This is a genomic window from Streptomyces melanogenes (assembly GCF_014649795.1).
GTDB lineage: Bacteria > Actinomycetota > Actinomycetes > Streptomycetales > Streptomycetaceae > Streptomyces > Streptomyces noboritoensis.
The window spans coordinates 145,465-170,150 of the sequence record NZ_BMTS01000014.1; the positions used below are offsets into that span (position 1 = coordinate 145,465).

The window sequence follows — 24,686 nt, forward strand, 5'->3', positions numbered from 1 at the left end:
AACGCGGTCGGTGGGGGCGCGGATCAGGGATCGCAGAGGGGACGCATGTCGGAGGCGGAGCAGTCGCGGGAGCCCCAGCGGGACGAGCGGAAGGGGTCCGGCGGGAAAGCCGAGGGACGACTCCTGGCCGATCGGTACCGGCTCGGGGATGTGCTCGGCCGTGGCGGCATGGGCACGGTCTGGCGTGCCGTCGACGAGACGCTGGGCCGTACCGTCGCCGTCAAGGAGCTGCGCTTTCCCAGCAGCATCGACGACGAGGAGAAGCGCCGGCTGATCACGCGCACCCTGCGTGAGGCCAAGGCGATCGCCCGGATCCGCAACACCAGCGCGGTCACGGTCTACGACGTCGTGGACGAGGACGACCGGCCGTGGATCGTCATGGAGCTCGTCGAGGGCAAGTCGCTCGCCGAAGCGGTGCGCGAGGACGGGGTGCTGACGCCGCGCCGGGCCGCCGAGGTCGGGCTCGCCATCCTCGACGTGCTGCGCTCCGCGCACCGCGAGGGCATCCTGCACCGCGACGTGAAGCCGTCCAACGTGCTGATCGCCGAGGACGGCCGGGTCGTGCTCACCGACTTCGGCATCGCCCAGGTCGAGGGCGACCCCTCCATCACCTCGACGGGCATGCTCGTCGGCGCGCCCTCGTACATCTCGCCGGAGCGCGCCCGCGGCCACAAGCCCGGCCCGGCCGCCGACCTGTGGTCGCTAGGCGGCCTGCTCTACGCGTGCGTGGAGGGCGTCCCGCCGTACGACAAGGGCTCCGCGATCGCGACGCTCACCGCGGTGATGACCGAGCCGGTGGACCCGCCGACGAACGCGGGACCGTTCCTGGAGAAGGTCATCTACGGCCTGCTCGCCAAGGACCCCGAGCAGCGGCTCGACAACGAGGCGGCGCGCGCGCTGCTCACCGAGGTGCTGCACGCCCCGGAGCAGCCCGTGCGGGCGCCGGAGCCGGTGTCGTCCGAGGTGACCCGGGTCGTCGCGCTGCCCCCCGCGCCCGGCGAGCCCAAGGGCGACGCGGGCGCCAAGGCGAAGGAGGTGGCCGACGCGGCCGCCGACCGGATGCGCGGCGCGTTCAAGTCCGTGCGGAACGCGGCGGCGGCCGCGCAGACCACGGCCAAGGAGAAGGCGAAGGTCAAGGCGGCGGGCCGGACGGCCGCCAGGCCGGTCGCCGGGGCCGGGTCGGCGCCCGTCGCGCCGTCGGCGCCGTCCGGGCCGCCCGCACCGGTGCGGGCCCCGCTCACCGACGTCGTCCCGCGCCGGACGCTGGTGATCATCGCGGTCGTCGCGGCGCTGGCCGTGCTCGGGACGGTGCTCGCGGTCGCGCTCAGCGGTGGCGACGACGACAAGGGCAAGGGCGGCAAGAGCGACAACAAGGCGTCCAGCGGCGCCACCGCGGGCGGCGACGGCAGCGGCAAGGGCAAGACCGGCGGCACCCAGGGCACGGGCACCGGCCAGGGCAACGGCCAGCAGCAGGGCCAGGGGCAGACCCAGACCCAGGGCCAGAGCGGCGGCAAGACCTCTTCCTCCCCCCAGACCCCCGGGTCCGGGGCCGCGTCCGGGGGCAACGGGGCGGGCGCCAACCTGCCCAGCGGGTACTCGATGGTCAGCGACGGCGACTTCCACTTCTCCATGGCCATGCCCGCCGGGTTCCACCGCACCGGCATAGCCGGGGACAACTCCGGCGGCATATACAGCGCCAACGGCGGCTTCCCGCGCGTCCAGGTCGACTTCAACTCCAAGCCGACCGACGACGCCCGGAAGGCCTGGCTGGAGCTGGCCGGCGTGGTCGCCGGGAGCAGCAGCAACTACCACCTGCTCGGCATCCAGAAGGTCGACTACAAGGGGTACCCGACGGTCGCCGACTGGCAGTTCGAGCGCGACCAGAGCGGCGAGCGGGTACGGATACTCAACCGCGGCTTCAAGGTCGACGGCTCGCACGGATACGCCATCATGGTCACCTGCAAGACGGCCGAGTGGGACTCGGACGCGTGCGTGACGCTGCGCAAGACGGCGTTCGACACGTTCAGCCCCAAGGACTGAGCAGGCCACGTATCGTGAGAGCTCGCGGACCGTACGCAGCCATAATGGGCCGGTAATCGACCGGAATTGACGTGTTCGGGGGAACAGCGCGCTGTGGGGAGGCGTCGTGGACGACTACGCGGGTCGGGTGCTCGCCGACCGCTATCGGCTGCCGCTGCCTTCCTCGGATGAGTACGAGCCCGTCGAGACCCGGGCCTTCGACACGTACAGCGGCCAGGAAGTCCTGGTGCGGCAGGTGCCGTTGCCGGAGGTCGTGGACGCGGAGGTGCAGGGCGCGGACGGGCGGTACGGGGACGGGTACGGCTCCGGGGCCGCGCGGCGACCGGCCGACCCCGCCCTGCGGAGGGCGATCGAGGCGGCCCAGGCGGCCGCGCAGATCCCCGACCACCCCCGGCTCGACCAGGTCTTCGACGTCTTCGCGGAGGACGGCTCGCTGTGGATCGTCAGCGAGCTCGTCATGGCCCGGCCGCTGGCCGCGCTCCTCGCCGAGCAGCCGATGGCGCCGTACCGGGCGGCGGAGGTCGCCTCCGACGTACTGACCGCGCTGCGCGTGCTGCACGCGCACGGCTGGACGCACCGCAACATCACCGAGCGCACGGTGTTGATATGCGACGACGGCCGCGTGATGCTGACCGGCCTGGCGGCCGGCGCGGCGGAGGAGGCGCTGTGCGGCTATGTGGTGGTACCGCCACCGCCGGGCGAGGAGAGCGACGACTTCGGCGTGCCGGGGGCGGGGGACACGGCTGACCCCGCCGAGGCCGCGTGGCCGGATGCCCAGGGCTCGCCGGACTCCCCGGGCTCGCCGGGTTCGCCGTATGCCCCGGACTCCAAGTATGCCCCGGACTCCCTGGGGCCCTCGGACTCGCCGGACTCCTCGGGCTCCCCGGACTTCGGCGGCCCGGACGCGCCGGGCGCCCCCTACAGCGGCTCCGCCCCCCTGCCCTCGACCAGAGCGCCTGCCCTGCCCGCCGGGTGGTCCCCGGCGGGGCCGAGCGGTGATGAGCAGGGCGGTGGCACCTCGGGGGTCACGCGGGCCGGGGCCATCGCGGCGTACCGGGCCGGGGCGCGGGCCGCCGCGCGCGTGGGCGACGACGGGGCCGCGCTGCCGGGGCCGCGTTCGGAGCTCGCCCAGGCCGAGTTGGAGGGGGTCTGGCGCGAGGCCGCGGACCAGGGCATGTACGACCCGGTGAGCGGGACGCGGGTGCCGCGTTCGCCCGCCGGGGGAGCGGGGACGTCGGCGGCCAGCCCGTACGCCGTGGAGGAGGGCCCGGACTCGGGGCGCACGAGGCGTGCGTACGACCCGGTGACCGGACGCTGGGTCCCGCGCCCCGCGCAGCCCCGCGCGACGGAGACGCACACCGAGGCCTCCGGCCGCCAGACGCCGCAACTCGGCCCGGCCCGCCCGACGGACCCGCACCCCGCCGCCCCCCACACCCAACTCCCCCGCCTCGAAGTCCCGCACGCGCAGCCCACGCACGCCACACACCCCGCCACCACCGGCCCCCCGCCCTCCGCCGAGCCGCGGCCCGCGCTTCCGCAGGCCGTGGGGGCCGGGGCCGAGGCGTTGCGGGCCGACGCGCAGCGGCAGACGCACGTCAGCGTGCCCGCGCCCGTCCGGGAGGACGGCTGGGAGGCGGCCGTGCCGCAGCGGCACGGCAACGGGTACCGGGGCCCCGCCACGCGGCTCGCCGCCGAGCGGGCGCGGCAGACGCGGATCGCCGTCGTCGGGGCCGTCACCGAGCGGTGGGCGCCCGAGCAGGCCGGGCCGGTGCACGAGAACTGGCGCCTGGCGCCGCCGATCGGGCCCGCCACCGATCTGTGGGCGCTGGGCGCGCTGCTCTTCCGGGCCGTGCAGGGGCACGCGCCGTACCCGGAGGAGAGCGCCGTCGAGCTGGTGCAGATGGTGTGCGGCGAGCCGCCCGCGTTCGCCGAGGAGTGCGGCCCGCTGCGGCCGGTCGTCGAGTCATTGCTGCGCCAGGACCCCACCGAGCGCCCGGACTTCGAGGAGCTGCGCGGCTGGCTGCGCTCGATCGTGCGGTCCGCGCCGGAGCCGGACGCGGGCTCCGAGGTCGTCCCGCTGCCCGCGCCCGACGCGACCCGGCTGCCGATCGTGCGGCGCCGGGGCGAGCTCGTGCGGCGCCGCCGCGCGGCCCGCTCGGCCTCCGGCGAGCACGGCCGCCACCGCCAGCAGCGCCGTGCGCAGCCCCGCAGGCCCGACCGGCGGTCCGCGCCGGACCTGGCCGACTACGGCCCGCCCGCGTCCGCACCCAGGTCCGCGCCCAAGTCCCGCCAGTCCGCCGCGCGTCCACGGACGCGCACGCCCCGCTCCCTCGGCCGCACCCTCGTCCTGCTTGTCCTGTTACTCCTCGCCGCGGCGCTCGCGTACGCCGTGTTCTTCATGCCCAAGGCCGGGACGAAGGACGAGGGCAAGGCCGACAACGGGGGCGCCCCGTCCGCCCGTACGAGCCCGAGCGCGCCGGCGGGCACGCCGGAGCCCAGCACCTCCGGCCGCTCCGGCACGCCCTCGACGCCGCGGACGCAGACCACCGAGCCCGGCGGACAGCCGCCCGCCAAGGGCTATGTGCTGCGCGACGACCCCGAGGGGTTCCGCACCGCGGTCGATCCCTCGTTCCAGCGGCGGCCCATCAACGACGCCGGACAAGTCCGTTATGTCGGCGGTGACTTCACTCTGGTCGTGGTGCCCGGCCGGGACGCCGTCAAGGACGTCGGCGACGACCCGCTCGCGTACCAGCGGGACAAGGAGCGCGAACTCCAGCCGTTCCGGGACTCGGCGTGGGCCACCGCGACGGGGCTGCGGCGGGTCGACATCGGCCGGAAGGTCACCGCCGAGGGGCAGTTCACCTGGCGCGACAGCACCGGCCGTACGGTTTACGTCCGCAACCAAGTCATGATCATAAATGGCCGGTACCACGCGGTCGTCGTCATCGGCCCGGAGCCGCAGCGGGACAAGGTGACCGAGATCTACACGCAGGCCACGGCCGCCTACAGCGCGACTCGTTGACGCTTCACCGGTTGCCTCAGACACATACCCCTTGGTAGGTGCGGCGCAAGGTGCCCCCGAGGTTCCCTGGCCGGAATCAGCTCCGTAACCTTGCCCCTTAAGAACCGGCCGGGCGGGGGACGTGGAACAGAACCAGAGCAAGAGCGGCAAGGGCGCGGAAGCGGTGGCGACAGGGCTGCTGCTGGCCGGGCGCTACCGGCTCGGCGACACCATCGGCCGCGGCGGCATGGGCAAGGTCTGGCGGGCCCACGACGAGGTCCTGCACCGCACGGTGGCCGTCAAGGAGCTGACCGCCGCGCTGTACGTGGCGGAGGCGGACCGCGTGGTGTTGCACGCGCGTACGCAGAAAGAGGCGCGGGCCGCCGCGCGCATCACCCACCCCGGCGTGGTCACCGTCCACGACGTGCTCGACCACGACAACCGCCCCTGGATCGTGATGCAGTACGTCGACGGGCCCTCGCTCGCCGACGCCGTGAAGGCCTCCGAGACCGGGCGGATCGAGGCCCGCGAGGCCGCCCGCATCGGGCTGCACGTCCTGGGCGCGCTGCGTGCCGCGCACGCCGCGGGCGTGCTGCACCGCGATGTCAAGCCCGGCAACGTGCTGCTCGCCCGGGACGCGCGCGTGCTGCTCACGGACTTCGGGATCGCCGCCATCGAGGGCGACGCCACGATCACCCGGACCGGTGAACTCGTGGGCTCCATCGACTATCTGGCGCCCGAGCGGGTACGAGGAGGACAGCCCGGTCCCGCCTCCGACCTGTGGTCCCTCGGCGCCACGCTCTACACGGCCGTCCAGGGCCAGTCGCCCTTCCGCCGCTCCTCGCCCATCTCCACCATGCAGGCGGTGGTGAACGAGGAGCCGCCGCCCGCCACGCACGCGGGCGCGCTGGCGCCGGTGATCACCGCCCTGCTGCGCAAGGAGCCCGAGGACCGCCCCTCGGCCGAAGAGGCCGAGCGGATGTTCCTGGAGGCGATGGAGGGCCGTGAGCCCAAGGCGGCGCACGAGTACGTGCCGACCCGTCAGGTCTCCGAGGCCGAACTGCGGTCCGCCACCACCCCGGCGGGCACCTCCGGGACGGTCCGCGCCCCCGCCCCCGAAGCGGTCGCGCCCGCGCCCGTGCGCCCCGCCCGAAGGAAGCACGGGCGGACCATCGCCCTGGTGGTCGCGCTGGCGGCCGTCCTCGGCGGCGCGGGCGGTCTGGCCGCCCTGAAATACCGCGACAGCGGCGGCGACTCGGGGACCACCACCACCGCGACCCAGTCGCCGGGCGTCAAGCCGGGCAAGACGCCCAAGGGCGACGCGTCCGTGCCCGACGGCTGGAAGCGGGTGAAGGACCCGGCCGGGTTCAGCCTCTTCGTGCCCGAGGGCTTCAAGCGCCAGATGTTCGGCAAGGAGACCGACTACACGCCGGACAACGGCCGCCACTACATACGCGTCAGCATCGGCAAGCCCGACTTCGAGAACCCGTACACGCACCAGCTGGACCTGGAGAAGACGCTCAAGAAGCGGGTGCCCACGTACCAGCGGGTGATGCTGAAGCCCAACACCTTCCGGGACCAGGTGAACTCCTCGCTCTGGGAGTTCACCTTCGTGGAGAAGACGCGCTACCCGGGCAAGCGGCACGCGATCGACCAGATGTACTTCGGCGAGAACGGCACCGTCGAGTACGCGATCTACATGTCCGGGCCGGAGTCCGACTGGGACACCACCCGCGAGCAGTTCGACACGGTGCTGCGCGGCTGGCGGCCGCCGCCGAACTGACCGGCGTGCGGGCCGCGACGCGCGCCGGCCCTGTTCCCGCGCCCGCCCCCGCCCTCCGTACCCGCCCGGTCGATTCCGTCTCGTGACCTCGCGCCCCGCTGAGGCGCGGCCCCGTGCGGCATGATGGCCATAGGACCGAGGAGCGAGGGGAAGCGGTGCCCGCACCAGCCAGTGATCCGCGTGGTGGCGCGGCCGAGGACCGTCTCATCGCCGGGCGTTACCGGCCGACGGCCCGGCTCGGCCGTGGTGGCATGGGCACCGTCTGGCGCGCCACCGACCAGCTCCTGGGCCGCCAGGTCGCCGTCAAGGAACTGCACCCCGACGGCGGCGCCCCCGCCACCGCCGCGCTGCGCGAGGCCCGTGCCGTGGCGCAGTTCAAGCACCCGCACGTCATCGTCGTCCACGACGTCGTCGAGCAGGACGGGCGTTCGTACATCGTGATGGAGCTGGTCGAGGGCGGCTCGCTCGCCGACCGGCTGCGCGGCAGCGGCCCGGTCGACGCCCGCGAGGCGGCCCGGATCGGCATCGCGCTGCTGGGCGCGCTGGGCACCGCGCACCGCCAGGGCGTGCTGCACCGCGACCTCAAGCCCGCCAACGTCCTCCTGGAGGAGGGCACCGGCCGGGTCGTGCTCACCGACTTCGGCATCGCACAGCTGCCGGGGTCCACCACGATCAGCGAGGACGGGGCGTTCGTCGGCTCGCCCGAGTACACCTCGCCGGAGCGGATGCAGGGCGCCGCCGCCGGGCCCGAGTCCGACCTGTGGTCGCTCGGCGCGCTGCTGTGCGCCGCCCTGAGCGGCGAATCGCCCTTCCACCGCGACTCGTTGGGCGGGGTGCTGCACGCGGTGGTCACCGACGAGATCCGCCCGCCCGAGGCCGCCGCCCCGCTGCTGCCGGTCGTGCGCGGCCTCCTCGACCGCGACCCCGGCCGCAGGCTCGCCGCCGACGAGGCGCAGGAGCTGCTGCGCGCGTACGTGGCGACCGGGTCCACTCCCGTGGCGCCCCGGCACTACACCCCGACCGAGCGGGTCGCCCTGGCGAAGCCGGCGGGCGGCTCCCGGACCAGGACCGCGCTGATCGCGGCCGCCCTGGTCGTCCTCCTGGGCGGCGCGGGCGCGACCGCCGCGGTGCTGCTCAGCGGCGACGAGGACGGACCGGCGCGGGCCGCGGTGGGCGGCGGCGGGACGACGGCGACGGTCACCGCGTCGGTGTCCGCCTCCACCTCGGTGAAGCCGGGGCAGCCCGGCCCCACGGTGACGGTCACGCGTGCCGACGAGCCCACGCCGGTGGGCACAGCACCGGCCGGGTACCGGCACGTGCGCGACCCCGACGGCTTCAGCCTCACGGTCCCGGCAGGCTTCGTCCGTACCACCGACGACAGACGCGTCTTCTATGTGTCGCCGGACGGGGCCTTCCGCCTCGGCATCCGGCTGCAGAACTCCGTCTCCGGCGGCCCGCTGGGCGTGATGCGCGACTCCCACGCCAACGGGCCCCGCACCAACCCCGGTTACCGGGGCGGCAAGGTCGTCGCCACCACCCACCAGGGCCATGACGCGGCGCTGTGGGAGTTCAGCTGGAACGGCTTCACCACGGCCGAGGGCCCCCGGCACACCTACGACGAGTGCTGGGACGAGAACGGGAAGATGTATGACGTGTGGGTCTCGGCCCCGGTCGCCCGGCTCGACGACGCCAAGCGGCACTTCGACACCGCACTCGACTCCTTCACCCCGTCGGCCTGATCCCTCCGCGTCCGCCCGTGGTCGGCCGTGTCACGGGTCCGCATCCCCTCGCCCGCCCCCGTTGGTGTCGGCACGGGCTGTTCGACAGGATGTGTGCATGACGAACGATGGGGGACGGGCGAACGAGCCCACCAGTTACGGCCTCCGGCCGCCGCAGCCCGGACCGCAGCAGCCGCCGGTGCCGGAGCAGCCGGCCGTACCGCAGCAGTACGAGCCGACGCAGGAGGTCGGCGGCGGGAACGCGCAGCCGGAGTCCGGCGCGGGCCGGCTGCTCGGCGGCCGCTACCGGCTCGTCGACCGCCTCGGCCACGGCGGGATGGGCACGGTCTGGCGGGCCCACGACGAGGTGGTGGACCGCGACGTGGCGGTCAAGGAGCCGCGCGTCCCCGACCACTTGGGCGAGCGCGAGCGGAACACGGTCCATCTGCGGATGCAGCGCGAGGCGCGCGCCGCCGCCCGGATCGACCACCCCTCCGTGGTCACCATGCACGACGTCGTCGTCGAGGACGACAAGCCGTGGATCGTCATGGAGCTGGTGCGCGGCCACTCGATGGCCGACCGGCTCCAGGAGGGCACCCTCGACGTCCGCGAGGCCGCCCGGATCGGGCTCGCGGTGCTCGGCGCGCTCTCCGCGGCGCACGAGGCGGGCGTCCTGCACCGCGATGTGAAGCCCGCCAACGTCCTGCTGGGGCGCGGCGACCGGGTCGTGCTCACCGACTTCGGCATCGCCCAGGTCGAGGGCGAGCAGGGCCTCACCGAGACCGGCGGGTTCGTCGGCTCGCCCGAGTACATAGCCCCGGAGCGGGTGCTCGGCCAACGCCCGGGCCCGGAGTCCGACCTGTGGTCGCTGGGCGTGGTGCTGTACGCGGCGGTCGAGGGCGTCTCCCCGTACCGGCGCAGCAACACCCCCGCCACCCTCCAGGCGGTGCTTTCCGCCGAGCCGCAGATGCCGGCGAGGGGTTCGGGCGCCTTCGGCACGCTGGTGATGCAGCTGCTGCGCAAGGACCCGGCGGCGCGGCCCGGACCGGCCGAGATCCGCCAGACCCTGGAGTCCGTCGCCCACCCGGCGCCCGCCTCGCTCGCCGCGACCCGGCTGCTGGCCGACGCGGGCGCGGGCGCGGCCGAGGGGCTGCGCGCCTGGGTCCCGCCGGTGCTCGCCCGCAGCAGGCGCGCCCGGTACGGCCTGGGCGGCGGGGCGCTGGCGGTCGCGGCGGCGGTGGTGCTGGCCGTCGTCCAGCCGTTCAGCAGCGAGGGGCTGCCGTCCGGTTGGCAGGTGCGGCCGGAGAACGAGGTGCTCAACGCGGACGTGGCGGTGCCGGGCGACTACCGACGGGTGCAGGACGACAAGATCGACGCGCTCTGGTACTACGACCCCAGCGGGGTCTTCGAGATCGACTTCTGGCGTACCGACACCGCCACCGAGAAGGACGCGGTCGGGGCCTCGGCCGGCGCCTGGGAGGCGCACTACAACGGGGGCGGTGACCAGAAGACGGAGATGCGGAACGCCCGGGTGACCACGAAGAAGACCACGTTCCAGGGCAAGGACGCCGCCGAGCTGGTCACCGACTTCGTCCCGTACAGCACGTCGTCGAGCGTCGTCGACCCGTACCGCACCAAGTACTACGAGCTGCTCGTCCCCGGGCAGGGCTCGACGTACTGGCGGATGCGGGTGCGGATGCCTGCCGAGGGGCAGGCCGCGAAGGACGGCGCGAAGCTGTTCGCACAGGTGCGTGACGGGCTCAAGATCCGTGGCCTATAAGGCCACAACGCGCTGATCAGCGCTTATGTCGCCAGTAGCCGCTGGCGCGGTGGTGAGGGTTCCGAAAAGTGTTACCGGCGGGTACCCAAACCGCCGTGCCCGGCATACGCTCGCCCCATGACGGACTCGCAGGCCACGCCCACCAGCACCCGTACGAACCCGGTCGCCGCCGCCCCGGCGGGCGCCCGCACCGCCGCCGATGTGGTCACCCCGGAGGTGGTCGCCAAGCTCACCCGTGGAGTGGCCGGCTCCGGACGTACGGCCAACCACACGCCGTTCACCGGCGAGAAGCTGGCGGACCTGCCCGAGTCCACGCCCGACGACGTCGCCGGGGCCTTCGCGCGCGCCCGTGCCGCCCAGCCCGCCTGGGCCGCGGTCCCGGCCAGCCGGCGCGCCGCCGTCCTGCTGCGCTTCCACGACCTGGTCCTGGCCCGCCAGGCCGAAGTCCTCGACCTCATCCAGCTGGAGACCGGCAAGGCCCGCCTCCACGCGCACGAGGAGGTCCAGGCCGTCGCCGTGGCCGCGCGCCACTACGGCCGCAAGGCGCCCGCGTATCTGCGGCCCAAGCGGCACACCGGAGTGGTGCCGACCCTCACCAAGGTCACCGAACTGCGCCAGCCGCGCGGGGTGGTGGGGCAGATCGCGCCCTGGAACTACCCGTTCGAGCTGTCCGTCGGCGACGCGCTGCCCGCCTTCGTCTCCGGCAACGCCGTGGTGATGAAGCCCGACACCGAGACCGCGCTCACCGCGCTGTGGGCCCGTGACCTGCTCATCGAGGCGGGTCTGCCCGCCGAGGTGTTCCAGGTGGTGCTCGGCGAGGGTCCAGTCGTCGGCCCCGAGGTGGTCAAGCACGCCGACTACGTCTCCTTCACCGGCTCCACCCGCACCGGTCGCGAGGTCGCCCAGGGCGCGGCGGCCCGACTGGTCGGCGTCTCCCTGGAGTTGGGCGGCAAGAACGCGATGCTGGTGCTGCACGACGCCGACGTCGAGAAGGCGGCGGCGGGCGCGGTCCGCGCCTGCTTCTCCTCGGCGGGCCAGCTCTGCATCTCCATCGAGCGGCTGTACGTGCACGAGTCGGTCGCGGACGCCTTCGTCGAGCGGTTCGCCGCCCGCACCAAGGCGATGCGGCTCGGCAACTCCCTCGCGTACGGTGCCGACATGGGCTCGCTGGTCGGCGAGCGCCAGCTGGAGACGGTGACCCGGCACGTCGAGGAGGCCGTCGCCAAGGGCGCCCGCCTGGTCGCGGGCGGCGTGGCCCGCCCCGACATCGGCCCGCTGTTCTACGAGCCGACGATCCTGGACGGCGTGGAGGCCCCGATGGCCGTCTGCACCGAGGAGACCTTCGGCCCGGTCGTCTCGATCTACCGGTTCACCGACGAGGACGAGGTGATCGAGGCCGCCAACGCGACCCCGTACGGCCTCAACTCCTCGGTCTGGACGACGGATTCGAAGCGCGGCCACCAGGTCGCCGCCCGGCTGCGCACCGGCACGGTCAACATCAACGAGGGGTACGCCCCGGCCTACGGCAGCGTCCAGTCCCCGATGGGCGGCATGAAGGACTCCGGCCTCGGCCGCCGCCACGGCTCCGAGGGCATCCTCAAGTACACCGAGGCCCAGACCGTCGCCCAGCAGCGGATCCTGCCGCTGGCGCCGTCCTTCGGGATGGACGACGAGAAGTACGCCGCGTTCATGAGCCGCAGCCTCAAGGCGATGAAGGCCCTGCGCCTGCGCTGACCCCCCGCCCGTTCCCCGTTCCGCCCCGCCCTTTCTGTTTCGTACGAGGAGAGCCGATGCCCCAGGAGACGCGCGCCCGGAACCAGGGACTCCAGGAAGACGACGAGGCCTACGACTACGACGTCCTGGTCGTCGGCTCCGGATTCGGCGGCTCGGTGACGGCCCTGCGCCTGACCGAGAAGGGCTACCGGGTGGGCGTCCTGGAGGCGGGCCGCCGCTTCACGCCCGCCACGCTGCCCAGGAACTCCTGGGACATCAAGAACTACCTCTGGGCGCCCAGGCTGGGGATGTACGGGATCCAGCGGATCCATCTGCTCGGCAACGTGATGGTGCTCGCGGGCGCGGGTGTCGGCGGCGGGTCGCTGAACTACGCCAACACCCTCTACGTACCGCCGAAGCAGTTCTTCGACGACCCGCAGTGGAAGGACATCACCGACTGGCAGGAGGAGCTGACCCCGTACTACGAGCAGGCCAAGCGCATGCTCGGGGTCCGGCTCAACCCGACCATGACCCCCTCCGACGTCCACCTCAAGGCGGCCGCGCAGCGGATGGGCGTGGGCGACACCTTCCACATGGCGCCGGTCGGGGTGTTCTTCGGCGACGGGGAGGACGCGGACGGCACGGTCAAGGCGAAGCCGGGGGAGTCGGTCGCCGACCCGTACTTCGGCGGGGCGGGCCCGGCCCGCAAGGCGTGCACCGAGTGCGGCGAGTGCATGACGGGCTGCCGCCACGGCGCGAAGAACACCCTCAACGAGAACTACCTGTACCTCGCCGAGAAGGCGGGCGCGGTGGTGCACCCGATGACGACGGTCGTCTCGGTCACCGACGACTCGCAGGGCGGGTACGCGGTCGCCACGCTGCCCACCGACGACCGCAGGAAGGGCGCGGGCCGCCTCTTCAAGGCGCGGCGCGTGGTCATCGCGGCCGGGACCTACGGCACCCAGACCCTGCTGCACCGCATGCGCTCCGGCGGCCATCTGCCGTACCTCTCCAAGCGGCTCGGCGAGCTGACCCGCACCAACTCCGAGGCGCTGGTGGGGGCGCAGACCGACAACCGCCGCTACCGCAAGGCGCACGGCACCGCCAAGGCCGACTTCACCCGTGGCGTCGCCATCACGTCCTCGGTCCACCCCGACGAGAACACCCACATCGAGCCGGTCCGCTACGGCCGGGGCTCGAACGCGATGGGCGGCATGTCGATCCTCCAGGTGCCGTACGCGGAGGGCTCCTCCATGGCGCTCGGCTGGCTGGCGAACGCGGTCAAGCACCCGACGCTGCTGGCCCGTTCGCTCAGCAACCGCCGCTGGTCGGAGCGGACCATCATCGGCCTCGTCATGCAGTCGCTGGACAACTCGCTGACCACGTATCTGAAGCCGGACGGCGTCGGCAAGGGCCTGCTCACCGCCCGCCAGGGCCACGGCGCGCCCAACCCGAAGCAGATCCGGGCGGCCTCCGAGGCGGCGACCGCGATCGCCGCCGAGATCAACGGCTTCGCCGGTTCGAACGTCGGCGAGCTGATGGGCACCCCGCTGACCGCGCACTTCCTGGGCGGCTGCCCGATCGGCGCGTCGGCGGAGGAGGGCGTGATCGACCCGTACCACCGGCTCTACGGGCACCCGGGCATCTCGGTGGTCGACGGCGCGGCCGTCTCTGCGAACCTCGGCGTCAACCCGTCGCTGACGATCACCGCGCAGGCCGAGCGGGCGATGTCGCTGTGGCCGAACAAGGGCGAGGCCGACCCGCGCCCGGCCCAGGGCGAGCCGTACGTACGGGTCGAGGCCGTGGCGCCGAAGGCTCCGGCGGTCCCGGCGGACGCGTTCGGCGCGCTGCGGCTGCCGTTCCTGGGGATACCGGCGGTGCCGCCGAAGAACGCCGAGTAGTCCGGCTTCTGAGTAGGCCACCTGTCGAGTAGGCCAACTTCGGCCAAACGGAGAAGCGAGGAGCGCTGCACCCCCCTCCGAGTGCAGCGCTCCCCGCTCGTCCGTGGGCCGCGCGCCAAACAGGCGGGGCCGATGGTTCCGCATGATTGACCTGCCAATCCTGTCAATGGTTGTCCCCGGACTCACAGGATTTTTATGTGCGCCCTGTCACACCGGTGGCGCGGGGCCGTTCGAATCACGCCAAAAGCGGAGGACGGGGCAACCGGTGGGCAGCGGCCGCGTCCGGAATGCGCGAAGGGCCCCGCATCGGGCCATCCGTCCTGGGGATGGCCCGCGGGGCCCTTGGCCGTCAGCACCGACGTCAGGGCAGCGTCGGTGCTGCGGGGAGCGGCGCCGGGGGGTAGCGCCGCTGGTGGCTGAGCGCCGGGTGGCCGACCCGGCGCGCGGGGGGCGCGCGGGTGGTATCGACCACTGGCAGTCGCTCTGCGCAGTGCTGGGGGGACTTGTCTTTGCATCGTGAGGGATGGGCTGCGGACCGCGCAACCGTTTGGACCGGATGCGGCCGGCCCCGGGCGTCCCCGGAGCCGACCGCTTTTAAGGGTGACCGGGCTGCTGTCCCCTGCCGACCGGTCACGCGCGCTGGGGCGAGGTCCCACGACGTGCCGTCAGCACGTCACACGCTCCAGCGGAGCCACGCGTGGTTTTTTCGGGCCCGCCCCTGGCTGGCACGGACACCCTGACCAACGAAGTGGGGCACCGGCCGGTCACGGCGCCGGACGGGTGAGGCTGCGGCGAATCGGATGCGGCCGGACTCAGATGCGGCCCCGGCACAGCTCCAGCATCGTCATGGCGAGCGCGGTGCCGGGCTTGCCGAGCGCGTCGCGGTAGTGGGCGAGGACCTCCATCTCGCGGTTCAGGTTCACCCGGCGCCCGCCGGAGGCGATCCGGGACTCCTGGATGACGGCCGAGACGGCCATCCGTTCCTGGATCAGACCGATGATGCGGTCGTCGAGCGCGTCGATGCGCTCCCGGGCGCCGGTGATCAGGGTGGCGGCCTCGTCGGTGCGGGCGCCGCCCGCAGCGGCAGCTGCTGATGTCTCAGTCTCGGTCTGGGTCATGGACATCTGGGGCTCCTTGTGGGTTCGGTGCCCCGGAGCGGCAAGGCCCGGAAATGACAGAACGCCCCGGGCCTTGTCGGCCCGGGGCGCCTGGGAAGTCGCTTGTCAGTTGCTCAAGCAGCACGACCATGGCAGCCGGACGGGCCGGTGCCATAGGTAAAGACGAAGGTCTGGTGCTTGAGCATGCGGACAGTATGGACCGGCGCCGCCCGGCGGGGCCAATCCCGGTTCGGATGGTGAGACGAAAGGTCCCGCCGCGCGCCCCGGTAGAATCGACAAATACCGACCCCCTCCCTTCGCCGGAAGGCCGCCAGTGTCATCAGCGTCCCCAGCTGCCGCGCCCGCATCCAACCCGGACGTAGTCCTCGTTGTCGACTTCGGCGCCCAGTACGCCCAGCTCATCGCCCGCCGCGTCCGTGAGGCCCGGGTCTACAGCGAGATCGTGCCGAGCACGATGCCCGTCGCCGAGATGCTGGCCAAGAACCCGAAGGCGATCATCCTGTCGGGCGGCCCGTCGTCCGTGTACGCGGAGGGCGCCCCGCGCTTGGACCGCGCGCTCTTCGAGGCCGGCGTCCCCGTCTTCGGCATGTGCTACGGCTTCCAGCTGATGGCCCAGACGCTCGGCGGCACGGTCGACGACAACGGCGCGCGCGAGTACGGACGCACCCCGCTGCACGTCAGCAAGGTCGGCTCGACGCTCTTCGAGGGCACCCCCGCCGAGCAGTCGGTGTGGATGTCGCACGGCGACGCCTGCTCGGCCGCGCCCGAGGGCTTCACGGTCACCGCGTCCACGGACGTCGTACCGGTCGCCGCCTTCGAGAACGACGAGAAGAAGCTGTACGGCGTGCAGTACCACCCCGAGGTGCTGCACTCCACGCACGGCCAGCAGATCCTGGAGCACTTCCTCTACCGCGGCGCGGGCATCGAGCCGAACTGGACGACGCACAACGTCGTCGAGGAGCAGATCGCCCTCATCCGCGAGCAGGTCGGCACCAAGCGCGCGATCTGTGGCCTGTCCGGCGGCGTGGACTCCGCGGTCGCCGCGGCCCTCGTCCAGAAGGCCATCGGCTCCCAGCTGACCTGCGTGTACGTCGATCACGGTCTGATGCGCAAGGGCGAGACCGAGCAGGTCGAGAAGGACTTCGTGGCCGCCACCGGCGTCCAGCTGAAGGTCGTCGACGCGCAGGAGCGATTCCTCACCGCGCTGGCCGGGGTCTCCGACCCGGAGACCAAGCGGAAGATCATCGGCCGCGAGTTCATCCGCGTCTTCGAGCAGGCGCAGCTGGAGATCCTCCAGGAGGACGGCCCCGCGGTCGCCTTCCTCGTCCAGGGCACGCTGTACCCGGACGTCGTGGAGTCCGGCGGCGGCACCGGCACCGCGAACATCAAGTCGCACCACAACGTGGGCGGCCTGCCCGACGACATCGAGTTCGAGCTCGTCGAGCCGCTGCGCAAGCTGTTCAAGGACGAGGTCCGCATGGTCGGCCAGGAGCTCGGCCTGCCGGAGGAGATCGTCCAGCGCCAGCCGTTCCCCGGCCCGGGCCTGGGTATCCGGATCGTCGGCGAGGTCACCAAGGACCGCCTCGACCTGCTCCGCGAGGCCGACGCGATCGCCCGCGAGGAGCTGACGGCGGCCGGTCTGGACCGCGAGATCTGGCAGTGCCCGGTCGTGCTGCTCGCGGACGTCCGCAGCGTCGGCGTCCAGGGCGACGGCCGCACCTACGGCCACCCGATCGTGCTGCGCCCGGTCTCCTCCGAGGACGCCATGACGGCGGACTGGACGCGCATGCCGTACGACGTCCTGGCCAAGATCTCGACGCGCATCACCAACGAGGTCCCCGACGTCAACCGCGTCGTCCTCGACGTGACGAGCAAGCCGCCGGGCACGATCGAGTGGGAGTAATCCCGGATTAGTCGATCGGCGCCGCCGCACCGGGTTCCCGGTGCGGCGGCGCCGTCGTATCCGCTGCCGCACGGCTCTGTTCACCTGCGAGAACGCGCGGTAACTTCCGGGCCATGACCGAGAACCCGCAGCCGCCCGGGCAACGGCCCGCCCCCGCCCCCATACCCGTCGACCGGCTCCACTTCGCCCTGCCGCCCGTCCACGCGACCCCGGCCGAGGAGCGGCAGCACCGCAAGGAGCGGCTGGCGGGGGCGTTGCGGCTGTTCGCGCGGTACGGCTGCGAGGAGGGGGTCTCCGGGCACATCAGCGCGCGCGACCCGGAGTTCGAGGACTGCTACTGGGTGAACCCCTTCGGCGTGCCGTTCGCGCGGGTCACCGCGGGCGAGCTGGTCATGGTCAACGGGGAGGGCCAGGTCGTCGAGGGCCGCTACCACGTCAACCAGGCGGCGTTCGCGGTCCACGCCCAGGTGCACCGGGCCCGCCCCGAGGTGGTCGCGGTGGCGCACACCCACTCGGTGCACGGGAGGGCGCTGGCGGCGCTCGGCGATCTGATCGAGCCGTACACCCAGGAGGCGTGCGCCTTCTTCGAGGACCACGCCCCATGTGCTGAAAGTAGCACAGGTTTCCGCAGGTCAGAAGCCTGCGGCCTCGGAAGGAGTCGACGATGGACGACGTCTTGGAACAGTGGATCGCTGACCAGGTGGCACGAGCGCCGCGCATCCCAGACGAGCAGCTACGAGAGCTCGCCCGCACCCTCGGCATCGAGACCAACGACTGACAGCAACCGTGAAGGCCCCGCTACGGCGGGGCCTTCGGCATGTTCCCTCAGCGGACCCTCAGATCCTCGCGCGCTGCCTCCACGAACGCCCTGCGCCGCTGCATGAACTCTTCCCAAGCGTCAGCCGTCTCGTTGCTGGCCTCATGCATGGCCCGGATCCACTCAACAAGCGCTGAGGCCGCTGGTGCCGCCCCCACCGCATCAAGATCAATCATGTTGAAGGAGGCCTGCGTTTTCGTGAACGCTGCATCGACAGCCGCAAGCGCCTGCTGCTCGTCTTCGTACTCACCGCGCCCCCGACGCCATGCGACACGCGCTTCGGCATCGACAGCAGTCAAGAACGCAGCGTACGTCTCCCGATGCGCGAGGTAGACCGCTGTCCAGTCCTGCGCCACGTCAGTGACCTCCCACTCGCCCAATGCATGATCTGACAGTCAGTCACGCCACGATGGCATGACCGGGCTGCGACGAGAAGGCCCGTGCGTAAGGCGGCATAGAAAGATCAGTAAAGTCGGGGCGCCAGGAGGCGGACGGCAACGTCCCGTTCTGGCATCGGCGCCAGGAATGAATGGTGGATCCCATTCCCGGTTCGCCTCAGAGGCGAGTTGCTAGGTCGGGTTGCCTTCGTAGTAGTGCGGGTAGAAGGTGGGCTTCAGGGCGATCTGCTCGTCAGTGAGTTCAGGTACTCGCATGCACCCTGTCACGAGGACATCTTGGTTGCACCAGCCCGAAAGGCTCTCCACCAGCCTGCGATGACCCGTCATCCACCATTCGGCTGCGTCGAGCTGGACGACCAAGTCGGCGTGCATGATGAACGATCTCGTTGCCTGCGTGACGATCCACTGTGCTCTGACGTGGTCGCTAGCGCCGATCCTGTTGCACTTCGACGCCATGACCCAGAGAGCCTCCCAGGACACGCCAGGAGTGAGCGGCCCTACGTACGCAAGCTGCTTCCCGTCCTCGTGCAGAGAGGCAAAGCCGAAGACCGGCCCGAACATACTGAAGACCGTGACACGGCCCATCCCCTTGTGCAGGGCGGGAGCTGACATTGGAGTCCCTTCAGACAAAAGCCGGGGCCCGAACCACCTGTACGGTTCGGACCCCGGCTATCAGCGACCTAGCAGCACGGTCCGTCGCCGCAACAGGTGGGGGCGTTGCAGTCAGCCGGGTTGAGCCACAGCCGATCGATGACTTCGAACCCCTGAGCCTTGATACGGCTGGCGACGTCGGTCATCAGACCGTGGGTACGGACCTTGGAGTTCGGGGCGTGGTTCAGGAAGTAGCCGAAGCTCTCCATGCACCACTGCGAGTAGAACTCGGTGTGCAGGATGAGCGTGTGCCACCCCGGATCGACCTTCGCGGACGGCGCCATCACATCGCCGGCCTTGGTGATGCCCATCGTGTAGACCAGCGCGAGAGCCTGGTCCATAACCTGCTCGGCCACACACCCTTCAAGCCCATACTCGTCGGCGCAGAACGCTGACAGGCGATTGAAGTCCTCGGGGGTGACCAGTTCCCGCCCGTGCCGAAGCCGAACGGGTCGTTCCAGAGCGACTGTCACTGTGATCTCCTCACGGTTTCACCGAGACTCAGATCTGGCTGGGGTCGTCCTTCCAGACCAGGGCCACGCCAGGACCAAGCGCGGCGGCTGGGGTCTGCATCAGTTCATGAAGGACGGACCGGGCCCCACTTCCCAGTGCCGCGGTCAAGCGATCGGCAAGTAGCTCGGCCTCGTAGGGAAGCAAGACCATTTCCGTATCTGCGACATGCCGTCCATCCCTCGATAGCCAGACGGGAACGCGTATCGATCCGTCATCGTCTCTGTGTGGCGGTCGACTTGGGATGGGTTCCATCCGCCAGCCCTGCGGAGACGACGGTTGCCTGGGGTGAGAGTCGGTCGGCATAGCTTGATGATTCCGAATGCGTGAGGTGCTCGCTACCTTATTTCCGTTGTCTCATAAATCGCTCAGACCATTCGGTGAGCTGGTCCCTTGCGCGGCCCCCAAATAGGGCATAGCCCTCGTACAGGGTGAATTCTTTGAGGTATGCGGAAACATCTCGGTAGTCTCGGAAGATCATGGCGCCCGTCGATGTTTCGACGGTTGCGATGCGACTGTCGTAAACGGTGAAGGTATTGAGAGGAGCATTAGGCATGTAGCCCTCAAGAGGGACTACTCCAAGGCGTACATTCGGTAGGCGACTGACGGAAACCAGGCGGTCGACTTGCATGGCCATAGCGGAAGCTGTGAGGTAGGGCCACCTCACAGCCTGCTCTGTGAGAATAAAAGTGAACCTCTTTGAAGGATCCATGAGGACAGCTTGCCGCTCCAGCTTCCTTCCGATCGCCTTGGAATGGTCACCAGGGACGCTAGCCAGGCTTGCCCTCACATATTCAGGTGTGGCCAAGAGTCCTGTTACCAGGGAGAGCATGAAGTACCGGAACTCGGAAGAGGATCGCTCGAATCCTGCAAGCTCGTTCTGCTTGCGTTCCAGACCGGTGCGACGCTGGGCCCAAACGTCTTGCCACTCCGTGTTTGCGGTACGAGCAAGGGCCTCGACCTGCTCCACCCACTCGGGTGGAGCGTCGAGGGCACGAAGTATGAGTTCAACGTCGACCAAGCCCGGCGTGAGTTTCCCGCTCTCAATGTTACTCACCTTGGACTGAGACATGTTGCAGCGCCTGGCGAGCCAGGCCTGTGTCTTGCCAGCCTGCCCGCGCAATGTCTTCAGTGTCGCGGCTAGGTCAACCCTGGACTTGCCTAGCTCATCAGCCTCGAAGGTCAATGCCCTTCACGTACTCCTTGAAGGGCACGGACTCCGCGAGTGCGATGCGTTGGTACTCGACGAACGGAGCCACGTCCCCTTCGAATACCTCGCGACCTATCTGCAACCCATCTTCTTCTGCGTAGTGCATGAGGACTACCTCCGACTTGTCGAACATCCAGAAGTCCTGGACGCCGGCTAGTGGATTCGTCCGGTCGGTTACGTCCATGATGCGAATGTCCTCGCCTGCTCGGACATGCGGCTCGTAGTACATGAACTCGTATTCCAAGTACTCCGAGAGCGGGCGGGTCAGCACGTGAACGCGGCCCTTCATCTTTCCTTCTCGGCGTACACGCCTCAAGTCATCCATGTACGCGTCGTTGAAGGTCAGCGGGTCGATTCGCTTGCCAGCGCGGAAGTCTCGAAGCTCGTCACGCTCCCGCGACACCCGGTACTGCGGCAGGGTCTCAAGGCGCCAGGCTTCGACTCTGAACTGCTGGAACTTGTCGTCCCACGCATCACCATCCAAGAGCACGTACAGCCTCCTTCAGCACTGCCTGGGGGATCTCCACCAGGGCCTCACCCTGGGGCGGAGTGAAGGCGTTGGACACGTCGCCCTGTACGACGATGGAGCCGCTTGCGGTCCGGTACAGGTTGGGGCAGTCGTTCTGGTTGCACTCGCCGTTGCCGTTGCCGTTGCCGTTGCCGGTCAAGCGGGTCAGTTTCTCACGAGCCATGCTGAACCCCCTGCTGAGTGCGCCCTGTTGGCCGTCGTGGAAGACCGTATGCGGCGCGTGGATGGTCGTCTATGCGAACACGGAGATATTTCCGTACCCGAATAAAGCCGGGCAGGAGCCCGCCCCGGCGCGGGCGATGATCTTTGGTCCTGGCCCCAGGCTCCGCCGTGCCGATTCGACGAGCCTGCTGCCGGGGCGGACGCTGTTACCCGTCACCGCCAAGTGCGGAGGCCTTGGTCACTGACGGAACCTGGTGATGGAGACAGGAGCTGTGTGGTTGTCAGGTGGCGAGCGAGCCACCGTCGAGGTGCGCAACACCTTGTTCGCCACGGCGCTCAGCGCCCTCATCTTCAACTGGTGGACTCAAGCGCTTGGCCGCGGCCTCGAGCTTCCGGGCGGCTTCCATGAGATCTGCCGGCAGGTAGCTACCTAGGGATACGCGAGCTTCCCGGGTTGGACAGAACCGACCGCAAGGGGCTTCGAGATCCAGGTTGTCCAGCTCTTCAACGCCTAGCTGTTGCAGGGCTTCAACGAAGCGACTTGCGGCTAGGGACGCGGCGGTCCGTTCATCATCATCGAAGTAATGCGGGTCTGACATGCCTTGCACTCCCTTCGGCGTTGGAACACCGGACCCCGGCCGTGCCGTGGGGATGGGCTACGGCCGGGGCCCGGTGCTGGCCCGACAGCGCCGGAAGGATGGGCGCCATAGGGTCGGGCCATACCGCGCCGCAGTGCGGAGAGCATGGCGCGGGGGTGGTGCTCCGCCCTTCCCCACGGCTGCCCCCGTGCACGTGGATCAGGGCTCCTGCGGGAGAGGGCGGAAGTTTCTAGAGCTGGCCGAAGCGCGCCAGCAACACAGTTGCTGTGACAGCGTTCGTGACCACGACGAACAGGATCAGTCCGCCATCAAGGAAGGCGTCTTCGGCGTGGTACCTCAGCCGGGTGAGTAACCCCCTCACGGCGCCACCTTCAGCCCGATCCGCTCGCCCAGACGTTCCACCACGTCGGCGGGCAGGTGGCCGACGTACACCAGTGACTCACCCGTGTGGCTGGCGGCGCCCCGAACGCTGTTGATCGTCCGGTCCGGAGCACCAACCATGTGCAGGAGGCTGCGGAACACGTTGGCGGCGTCGTTGGCGGTGGCGTTGCTGTCCCGCCACTTCTGCATGTCCATAGGCATGGGTCAGTTCCCCTTGGTGTGGTGAGTGTGGGGGCGGAGGGTGTTCCGGTGCGCCCACCGCTCCGTGCCCCCTTTGAGCGGTTGGAGCACGACGCGCGGCGGCCAGTCGACATCCATCACGCGCCCCGTGCGGCCTGTAGCCGTGTCGTAGACGGTGGCGCCGACCGTGATCAGGGTCAGGTGCTGCCGAACCGGCTGACGGGCGCTCACAGCTTCCGCCGGAGTCCGGCCTCAACGGCTCGAAGGTCAACCTCGTCCCGGTGGGCGAATCCGCCGCGCGGGCGCCAGCCGACAAGCACCCACGGGCCGACCGTCCGTATGAGCGTGATCAGCTCGGCCACGTCGTCCCACGAGGGGGAGGTTCTGGCGGTGCTGATGGGGTCGCTGGTCATGGTCGGGTGCCGCGCCTTCCGCTAGAAGTGCTTTGCGTGACCAACGCAACACCCACGGCTCTACACTCGGACTGCTTGAACCAGCTTGTTCAAGTTCCTTTCATTCAGGGGCACTTGATCCAACACGGAAGCGGGAGGTCAGCGACATGAGTAACGCCGCACCTTCAGGCAACTTGAATCCGGCCGCGAGCCTGGGGCGGGACATCAAGCAAGTCAGGGAAGCCCGCCGCATGACCTTGAAGGGGCTTGGGCAAGCGACGGGCTACTCAGAGGGCTACGTGAGCAAGGTTGAGAACGGGCATGTCCTGCCCAGCGCCAAGTTTGTCCAGGGGTGCGACCGGGCGTTTGCTCTGGGAGACGTCTTCACGAACCAGCGCGAACGGCTGCTTGAGGGGGCCTACCCAAGATGGGTCGCCACCTACTTGGAGATGGAGCGCCGAGCATGGCGGATCTCGGACTACTCCCCGATGTACGTGATGGGGATGCTTCAGACAGAGGAGTACGCCCGTGCAGTGCTGCGTGCCGACCCCCGGGAAAGCGCGGACTCCTTGGAGGGCCGTGTTGCCTCGCGGTTACGCCGTCGCGAAGTCATGAAGCGTGAAGTGCCGCCTCACCTCTGGGTCATCGTTCACGAAGCGGCACTACGAACCGTGGTAGGTGATGCGGCAGTTATGGCACGGCAGCTTGAGCATCTAGTGCACGAGGCCGGGGCGCCGAACATCACCCTTCAACTGTTTCCCTTCGATGCAGGGCCACCGCCGACCGGGGCCGCCTTCACATTGCTGACCTTCACGAAGGGCCCTACCGTGGCTTACGCCGAGGGAGTTCAGGGGGGACGTCCGTACGACAACGCGGAGATCGTCAGCGCCGCAACGGACACCTACAGCCAGCTTCAGGCCGAAGCCCTGGGCGTAGCCCGCTCGACAGCCCGCATCATGGATATCTGCAAGGAGTACAGACGCGATGAGTAACCAATACGACTGGGTCAAGTCGTCGTACAGCGGGCCGGACGGTGGCCAGTGCCTTGAGTGGGCGCCGGAGTACGCGTCTGCCCATGGCGTCGTCCCAGTCCGCGACAGCAAGAACGCCACCGGCCCGATACTCAGCCTCTCGCCCGGCGCCTTCGCCGGTCTGGTGGCGTACGCCAAGCAAGACCGCTAGCCCAGCCTGAGCGAGCCCCGCCACTCCACCCCCTCCGGAGCGGCGGGGCTTCTCAGTTCCTGAAGCGGCTGGGTCCCGAGGCAAGGATCTACTTCGGTCGACGAAACGGCAGCAAGCGGAGATGGCCTGAGGGGCGAGGATCACGGGTGCCCAAAGCGGCACCGCCCCATAGAATCCCCTGCATGGCACAGAAGATCGTAACCATCTACACAGATGACCTCACGGGCGAAGAGTCCGCCGAGGCCACCACACACCAGCTCGTCATTGACGGGGTGGCTTACGAGGTCGACCTTGGCCCCGACAGCTACGACAAGCTCATGGAGGCCGTGGGTCCCTTCCTCAAGGCTGGCCGACGCGTCCGTGGCAACCGTGCAAAGTCCGCCCCTTCCCGCCACGCTGGCGGCAACAAGGACACTGCAGAAATCCGGGCCTGGGCCAAGGCGCAGGGGTACAAGGTGAATGACCGCGGTCGAGTGCCGGCCGACATTCGTGAGGCCTTCGAGAAGGCCAACTGAACACGGCGCATCATAAAGAAGGCCCCCAGCAATGGGGGCCTTCTTGCGTCTCAGGCCAGTACTCCGAGGGTCGTGAGCACTCGGAGCGGGAGCGTCAGGGAGCCATCGAAGGCCAAGGTGCACCGTGTGATGCGTGCAAGCAGCCGACTGCCGTCAAGCTGGGCAAGCATCCCTACGACCCCCGACGCCAGCCACACGAGGAC

Annotated in this window: 22 protein-coding genes; 12 read left to right on the forward strand and 10 right to left on the reverse strand. The window is 70.2% G+C overall.

From position 1 onward, the window contains the following. Positions 1–45 precede the first annotated feature (45 nt). From IE252_RS28320 to IE252_RS28350, 7 genes are all read left to right on the forward strand, one after another. Positions 46–2,040 carry a serine/threonine-protein kinase gene (locus IE252_RS28320; RefSeq protein ID WP_190092257.1) on the forward strand — a complete coding sequence of 665 codons (1,995 nt, stop codon included), beginning with the start codon at positions 46–48 and terminating at the stop codon, positions 2,038–2,040. A gap of 106 nt (positions 2,041–2,146) precedes the next feature. Next, entirely contained in the window at positions 2,147–5,062 is a 2,916-nt protein-coding gene (locus IE252_RS28325; RefSeq protein ID WP_190092258.1) for a serine/threonine kinase C-terminal domain-containing protein, read from the forward strand. Between the two features lie 178 nt (positions 5,063–5,240). Further along, positions 5,241–6,824, forward strand: a complete 1,584-nt coding sequence (locus tag IE252_RS28330) for a serine/threonine-protein kinase (RefSeq protein ID WP_190092382.1) — start codon at positions 5,241–5,243, stop codon at positions 6,822–6,824. Positions 6,825–6,979: 155 nt separating this feature from the next. Beyond that, positions 6,980–8,563, forward strand: coding sequence for a protein kinase domain-containing protein (locus IE252_RS28335; protein ID WP_506417294.1), 1,584 nt, complete (start codon positions 6,980–6,982; stop codon positions 8,561–8,563). Between the two features lie 97 nt (positions 8,564–8,660). After that, positions 8,661–10,322, forward strand: coding sequence for a serine/threonine-protein kinase (locus IE252_RS28340; RefSeq protein ID WP_190092259.1), 1,662 nt, complete (start codon positions 8,661–8,663; stop codon positions 10,320–10,322). A gap of 117 nt (positions 10,323–10,439) precedes the next feature. Continuing rightward, complete coding sequence (locus IE252_RS28345) at positions 10,440–12,056, forward strand: succinic semialdehyde dehydrogenase (protein ID WP_190092260.1); 1,617 nt, start codon at positions 10,440–10,442, stop codon at positions 12,054–12,056. Between the two features lie 56 nt (positions 12,057–12,112). Beyond that, complete coding sequence (locus tag IE252_RS28350) at positions 12,113–13,936, forward strand: GMC family oxidoreductase N-terminal domain-containing protein (protein ID WP_190092261.1); 1,824 nt, start codon at positions 12,113–12,115, stop codon at positions 13,934–13,936. A gap of 812 nt (positions 13,937–14,748) precedes the next feature. Here IE252_RS28350 and IE252_RS28355 read toward each other — a convergent pair. Further along, positions 14,749–15,060, reverse strand: coding sequence for a chorismate mutase (locus tag IE252_RS28355; protein WP_373298628.1), 312 nt, complete (start codon positions 15,058–15,060; stop codon positions 14,749–14,751). A gap of 307 nt (positions 15,061–15,367) precedes the next feature. Here IE252_RS28355 and guaA point away from each other — a divergent pair, with 307 nt between their 5' ends. Beyond that, positions 15,368–16,957, forward strand: a complete 1,590-nt coding sequence (guaA, locus tag IE252_RS28360) for a glutamine-hydrolyzing GMP synthase (RefSeq protein ID WP_190092262.1) — start codon at positions 15,368–15,370, stop codon at positions 16,955–16,957. A gap of 113 nt (positions 16,958–17,070) precedes the next feature. Next, positions 17,071–17,841 (forward strand): class II aldolase/adducin family protein, encoded by a 771-nt coding sequence (locus IE252_RS28365; RefSeq protein ID WP_190092263.1) that lies wholly within the window; start codon positions 17,071–17,073, stop codon positions 17,839–17,841. On the opposite strand, the gene IE252_RS28370 is transcribed toward IE252_RS28365, so the two are convergent. The 9 genes from IE252_RS28370 to IE252_RS28410 all read right to left on the reverse strand — a co-directional run bounded on the left by IE252_RS28370 (position 17,783) and on the right by IE252_RS28410 (position 22,807). After that, on the reverse strand, positions 17,783–18,130 hold the full coding sequence (locus tag IE252_RS28370; RefSeq protein ID WP_190092264.1) for a hypothetical protein: 348 nt from the start codon (positions 18,128–18,130) through the stop codon (positions 17,783–17,785). The genes IE252_RS28365 and IE252_RS28370 overlap by 59 nt on opposite strands. Before the next feature lie 213 nt (positions 18,131–18,343). After that, positions 18,344–18,784 (reverse strand): hypothetical protein, encoded by a 441-nt coding sequence (locus IE252_RS28375; protein WP_190092265.1) that lies wholly within the window; start codon positions 18,782–18,784, stop codon positions 18,344–18,346. A 68-nt stretch (positions 18,785–18,852) separates the two neighbouring features. Then, the gene (locus tag IE252_RS28380; protein ID WP_190092266.1) at positions 18,853–19,296 is read right to left on the reverse strand and encodes a UCP032817 domain-containing protein; all 444 of its coding nucleotides are present in this window, start codon (positions 19,294–19,296) and stop codon (positions 18,853–18,855) included. A 380-nt stretch (positions 19,297–19,676) separates the two neighbouring features. After that, entirely contained in the window at positions 19,677–20,519 is an 843-nt protein-coding gene (locus IE252_RS28385; protein ID WP_190092267.1) for a helix-turn-helix domain-containing protein, read from the reverse strand. Then, positions 20,503–21,033 carry a DUF6879 family protein gene (locus IE252_RS28390; protein ID WP_190092268.1) on the reverse strand — a complete coding sequence of 177 codons (531 nt, stop codon included), beginning with the start codon at positions 21,031–21,033 and terminating at the stop codon, positions 20,503–20,505. Before IE252_RS28390 ends, IE252_RS28385 begins: the two co-directional genes overlap by 17 nt. Next, the gene (locus tag IE252_RS28395) at positions 21,017–21,235 is read right to left on the reverse strand and encodes a hypothetical protein (RefSeq protein ID WP_190092269.1); all 219 of its coding nucleotides are present in this window, start codon (positions 21,233–21,235) and stop codon (positions 21,017–21,019) included. Before IE252_RS28395 ends, IE252_RS28390 begins: the two co-directional genes overlap by 17 nt. Before the next feature lie 280 nt (positions 21,236–21,515). Next, positions 21,516–21,833 (reverse strand): hypothetical protein, encoded by a 318-nt coding sequence (locus IE252_RS28400; RefSeq protein ID WP_190092270.1) that lies wholly within the window; start codon positions 21,831–21,833, stop codon positions 21,516–21,518. Between the two features lie 357 nt (positions 21,834–22,190). Then, complete coding sequence (locus tag IE252_RS28405; RefSeq protein ID WP_190092271.1) at positions 22,191–22,415, reverse strand: hypothetical protein; 225 nt, start codon at positions 22,413–22,415, stop codon at positions 22,191–22,193. 206 nt (positions 22,416–22,621) lie between these two features. Continuing rightward, positions 22,622–22,807: a hypothetical protein gene (locus IE252_RS28410; RefSeq protein ID WP_190092272.1), complete on the reverse strand. Its 186-nt coding sequence runs from the start codon at positions 22,805–22,807 to the stop codon at positions 22,622–22,624. A gap of 146 nt (positions 22,808–22,953) precedes the next feature. On the opposite strand from IE252_RS28410, the gene IE252_RS28415 reads away from it, so the two are divergent. The 3 genes from IE252_RS28415 to IE252_RS28425 all read left to right on the forward strand — a co-directional run bounded on the left by IE252_RS28415 (position 22,954) and on the right by IE252_RS28425 (position 24,483). After that, a complete protein-coding gene (locus tag IE252_RS28415; RefSeq protein WP_190092273.1) occupies positions 22,954–23,778 on the forward strand; it encodes a helix-turn-helix domain-containing protein in 825 nt (274 codons plus the stop codon). Then, a complete protein-coding gene (locus tag IE252_RS28420) occupies positions 23,771–23,968 on the forward strand; it encodes a DUF397 domain-containing protein (protein WP_190092274.1) in 198 nt (65 codons plus the stop codon). Before IE252_RS28415 ends, IE252_RS28420 begins: the two co-directional genes overlap by 8 nt. Positions 23,969–24,150: 182 nt before the next feature. After that, positions 24,151–24,483 carry a histone-like nucleoid-structuring protein Lsr2 gene (locus tag IE252_RS28425; protein WP_190092275.1) on the forward strand — a complete coding sequence of 111 codons (333 nt, stop codon included), beginning with the start codon at positions 24,151–24,153 and terminating at the stop codon, positions 24,481–24,483. Positions 24,484–24,686: the final 203 nt, after the last annotated feature.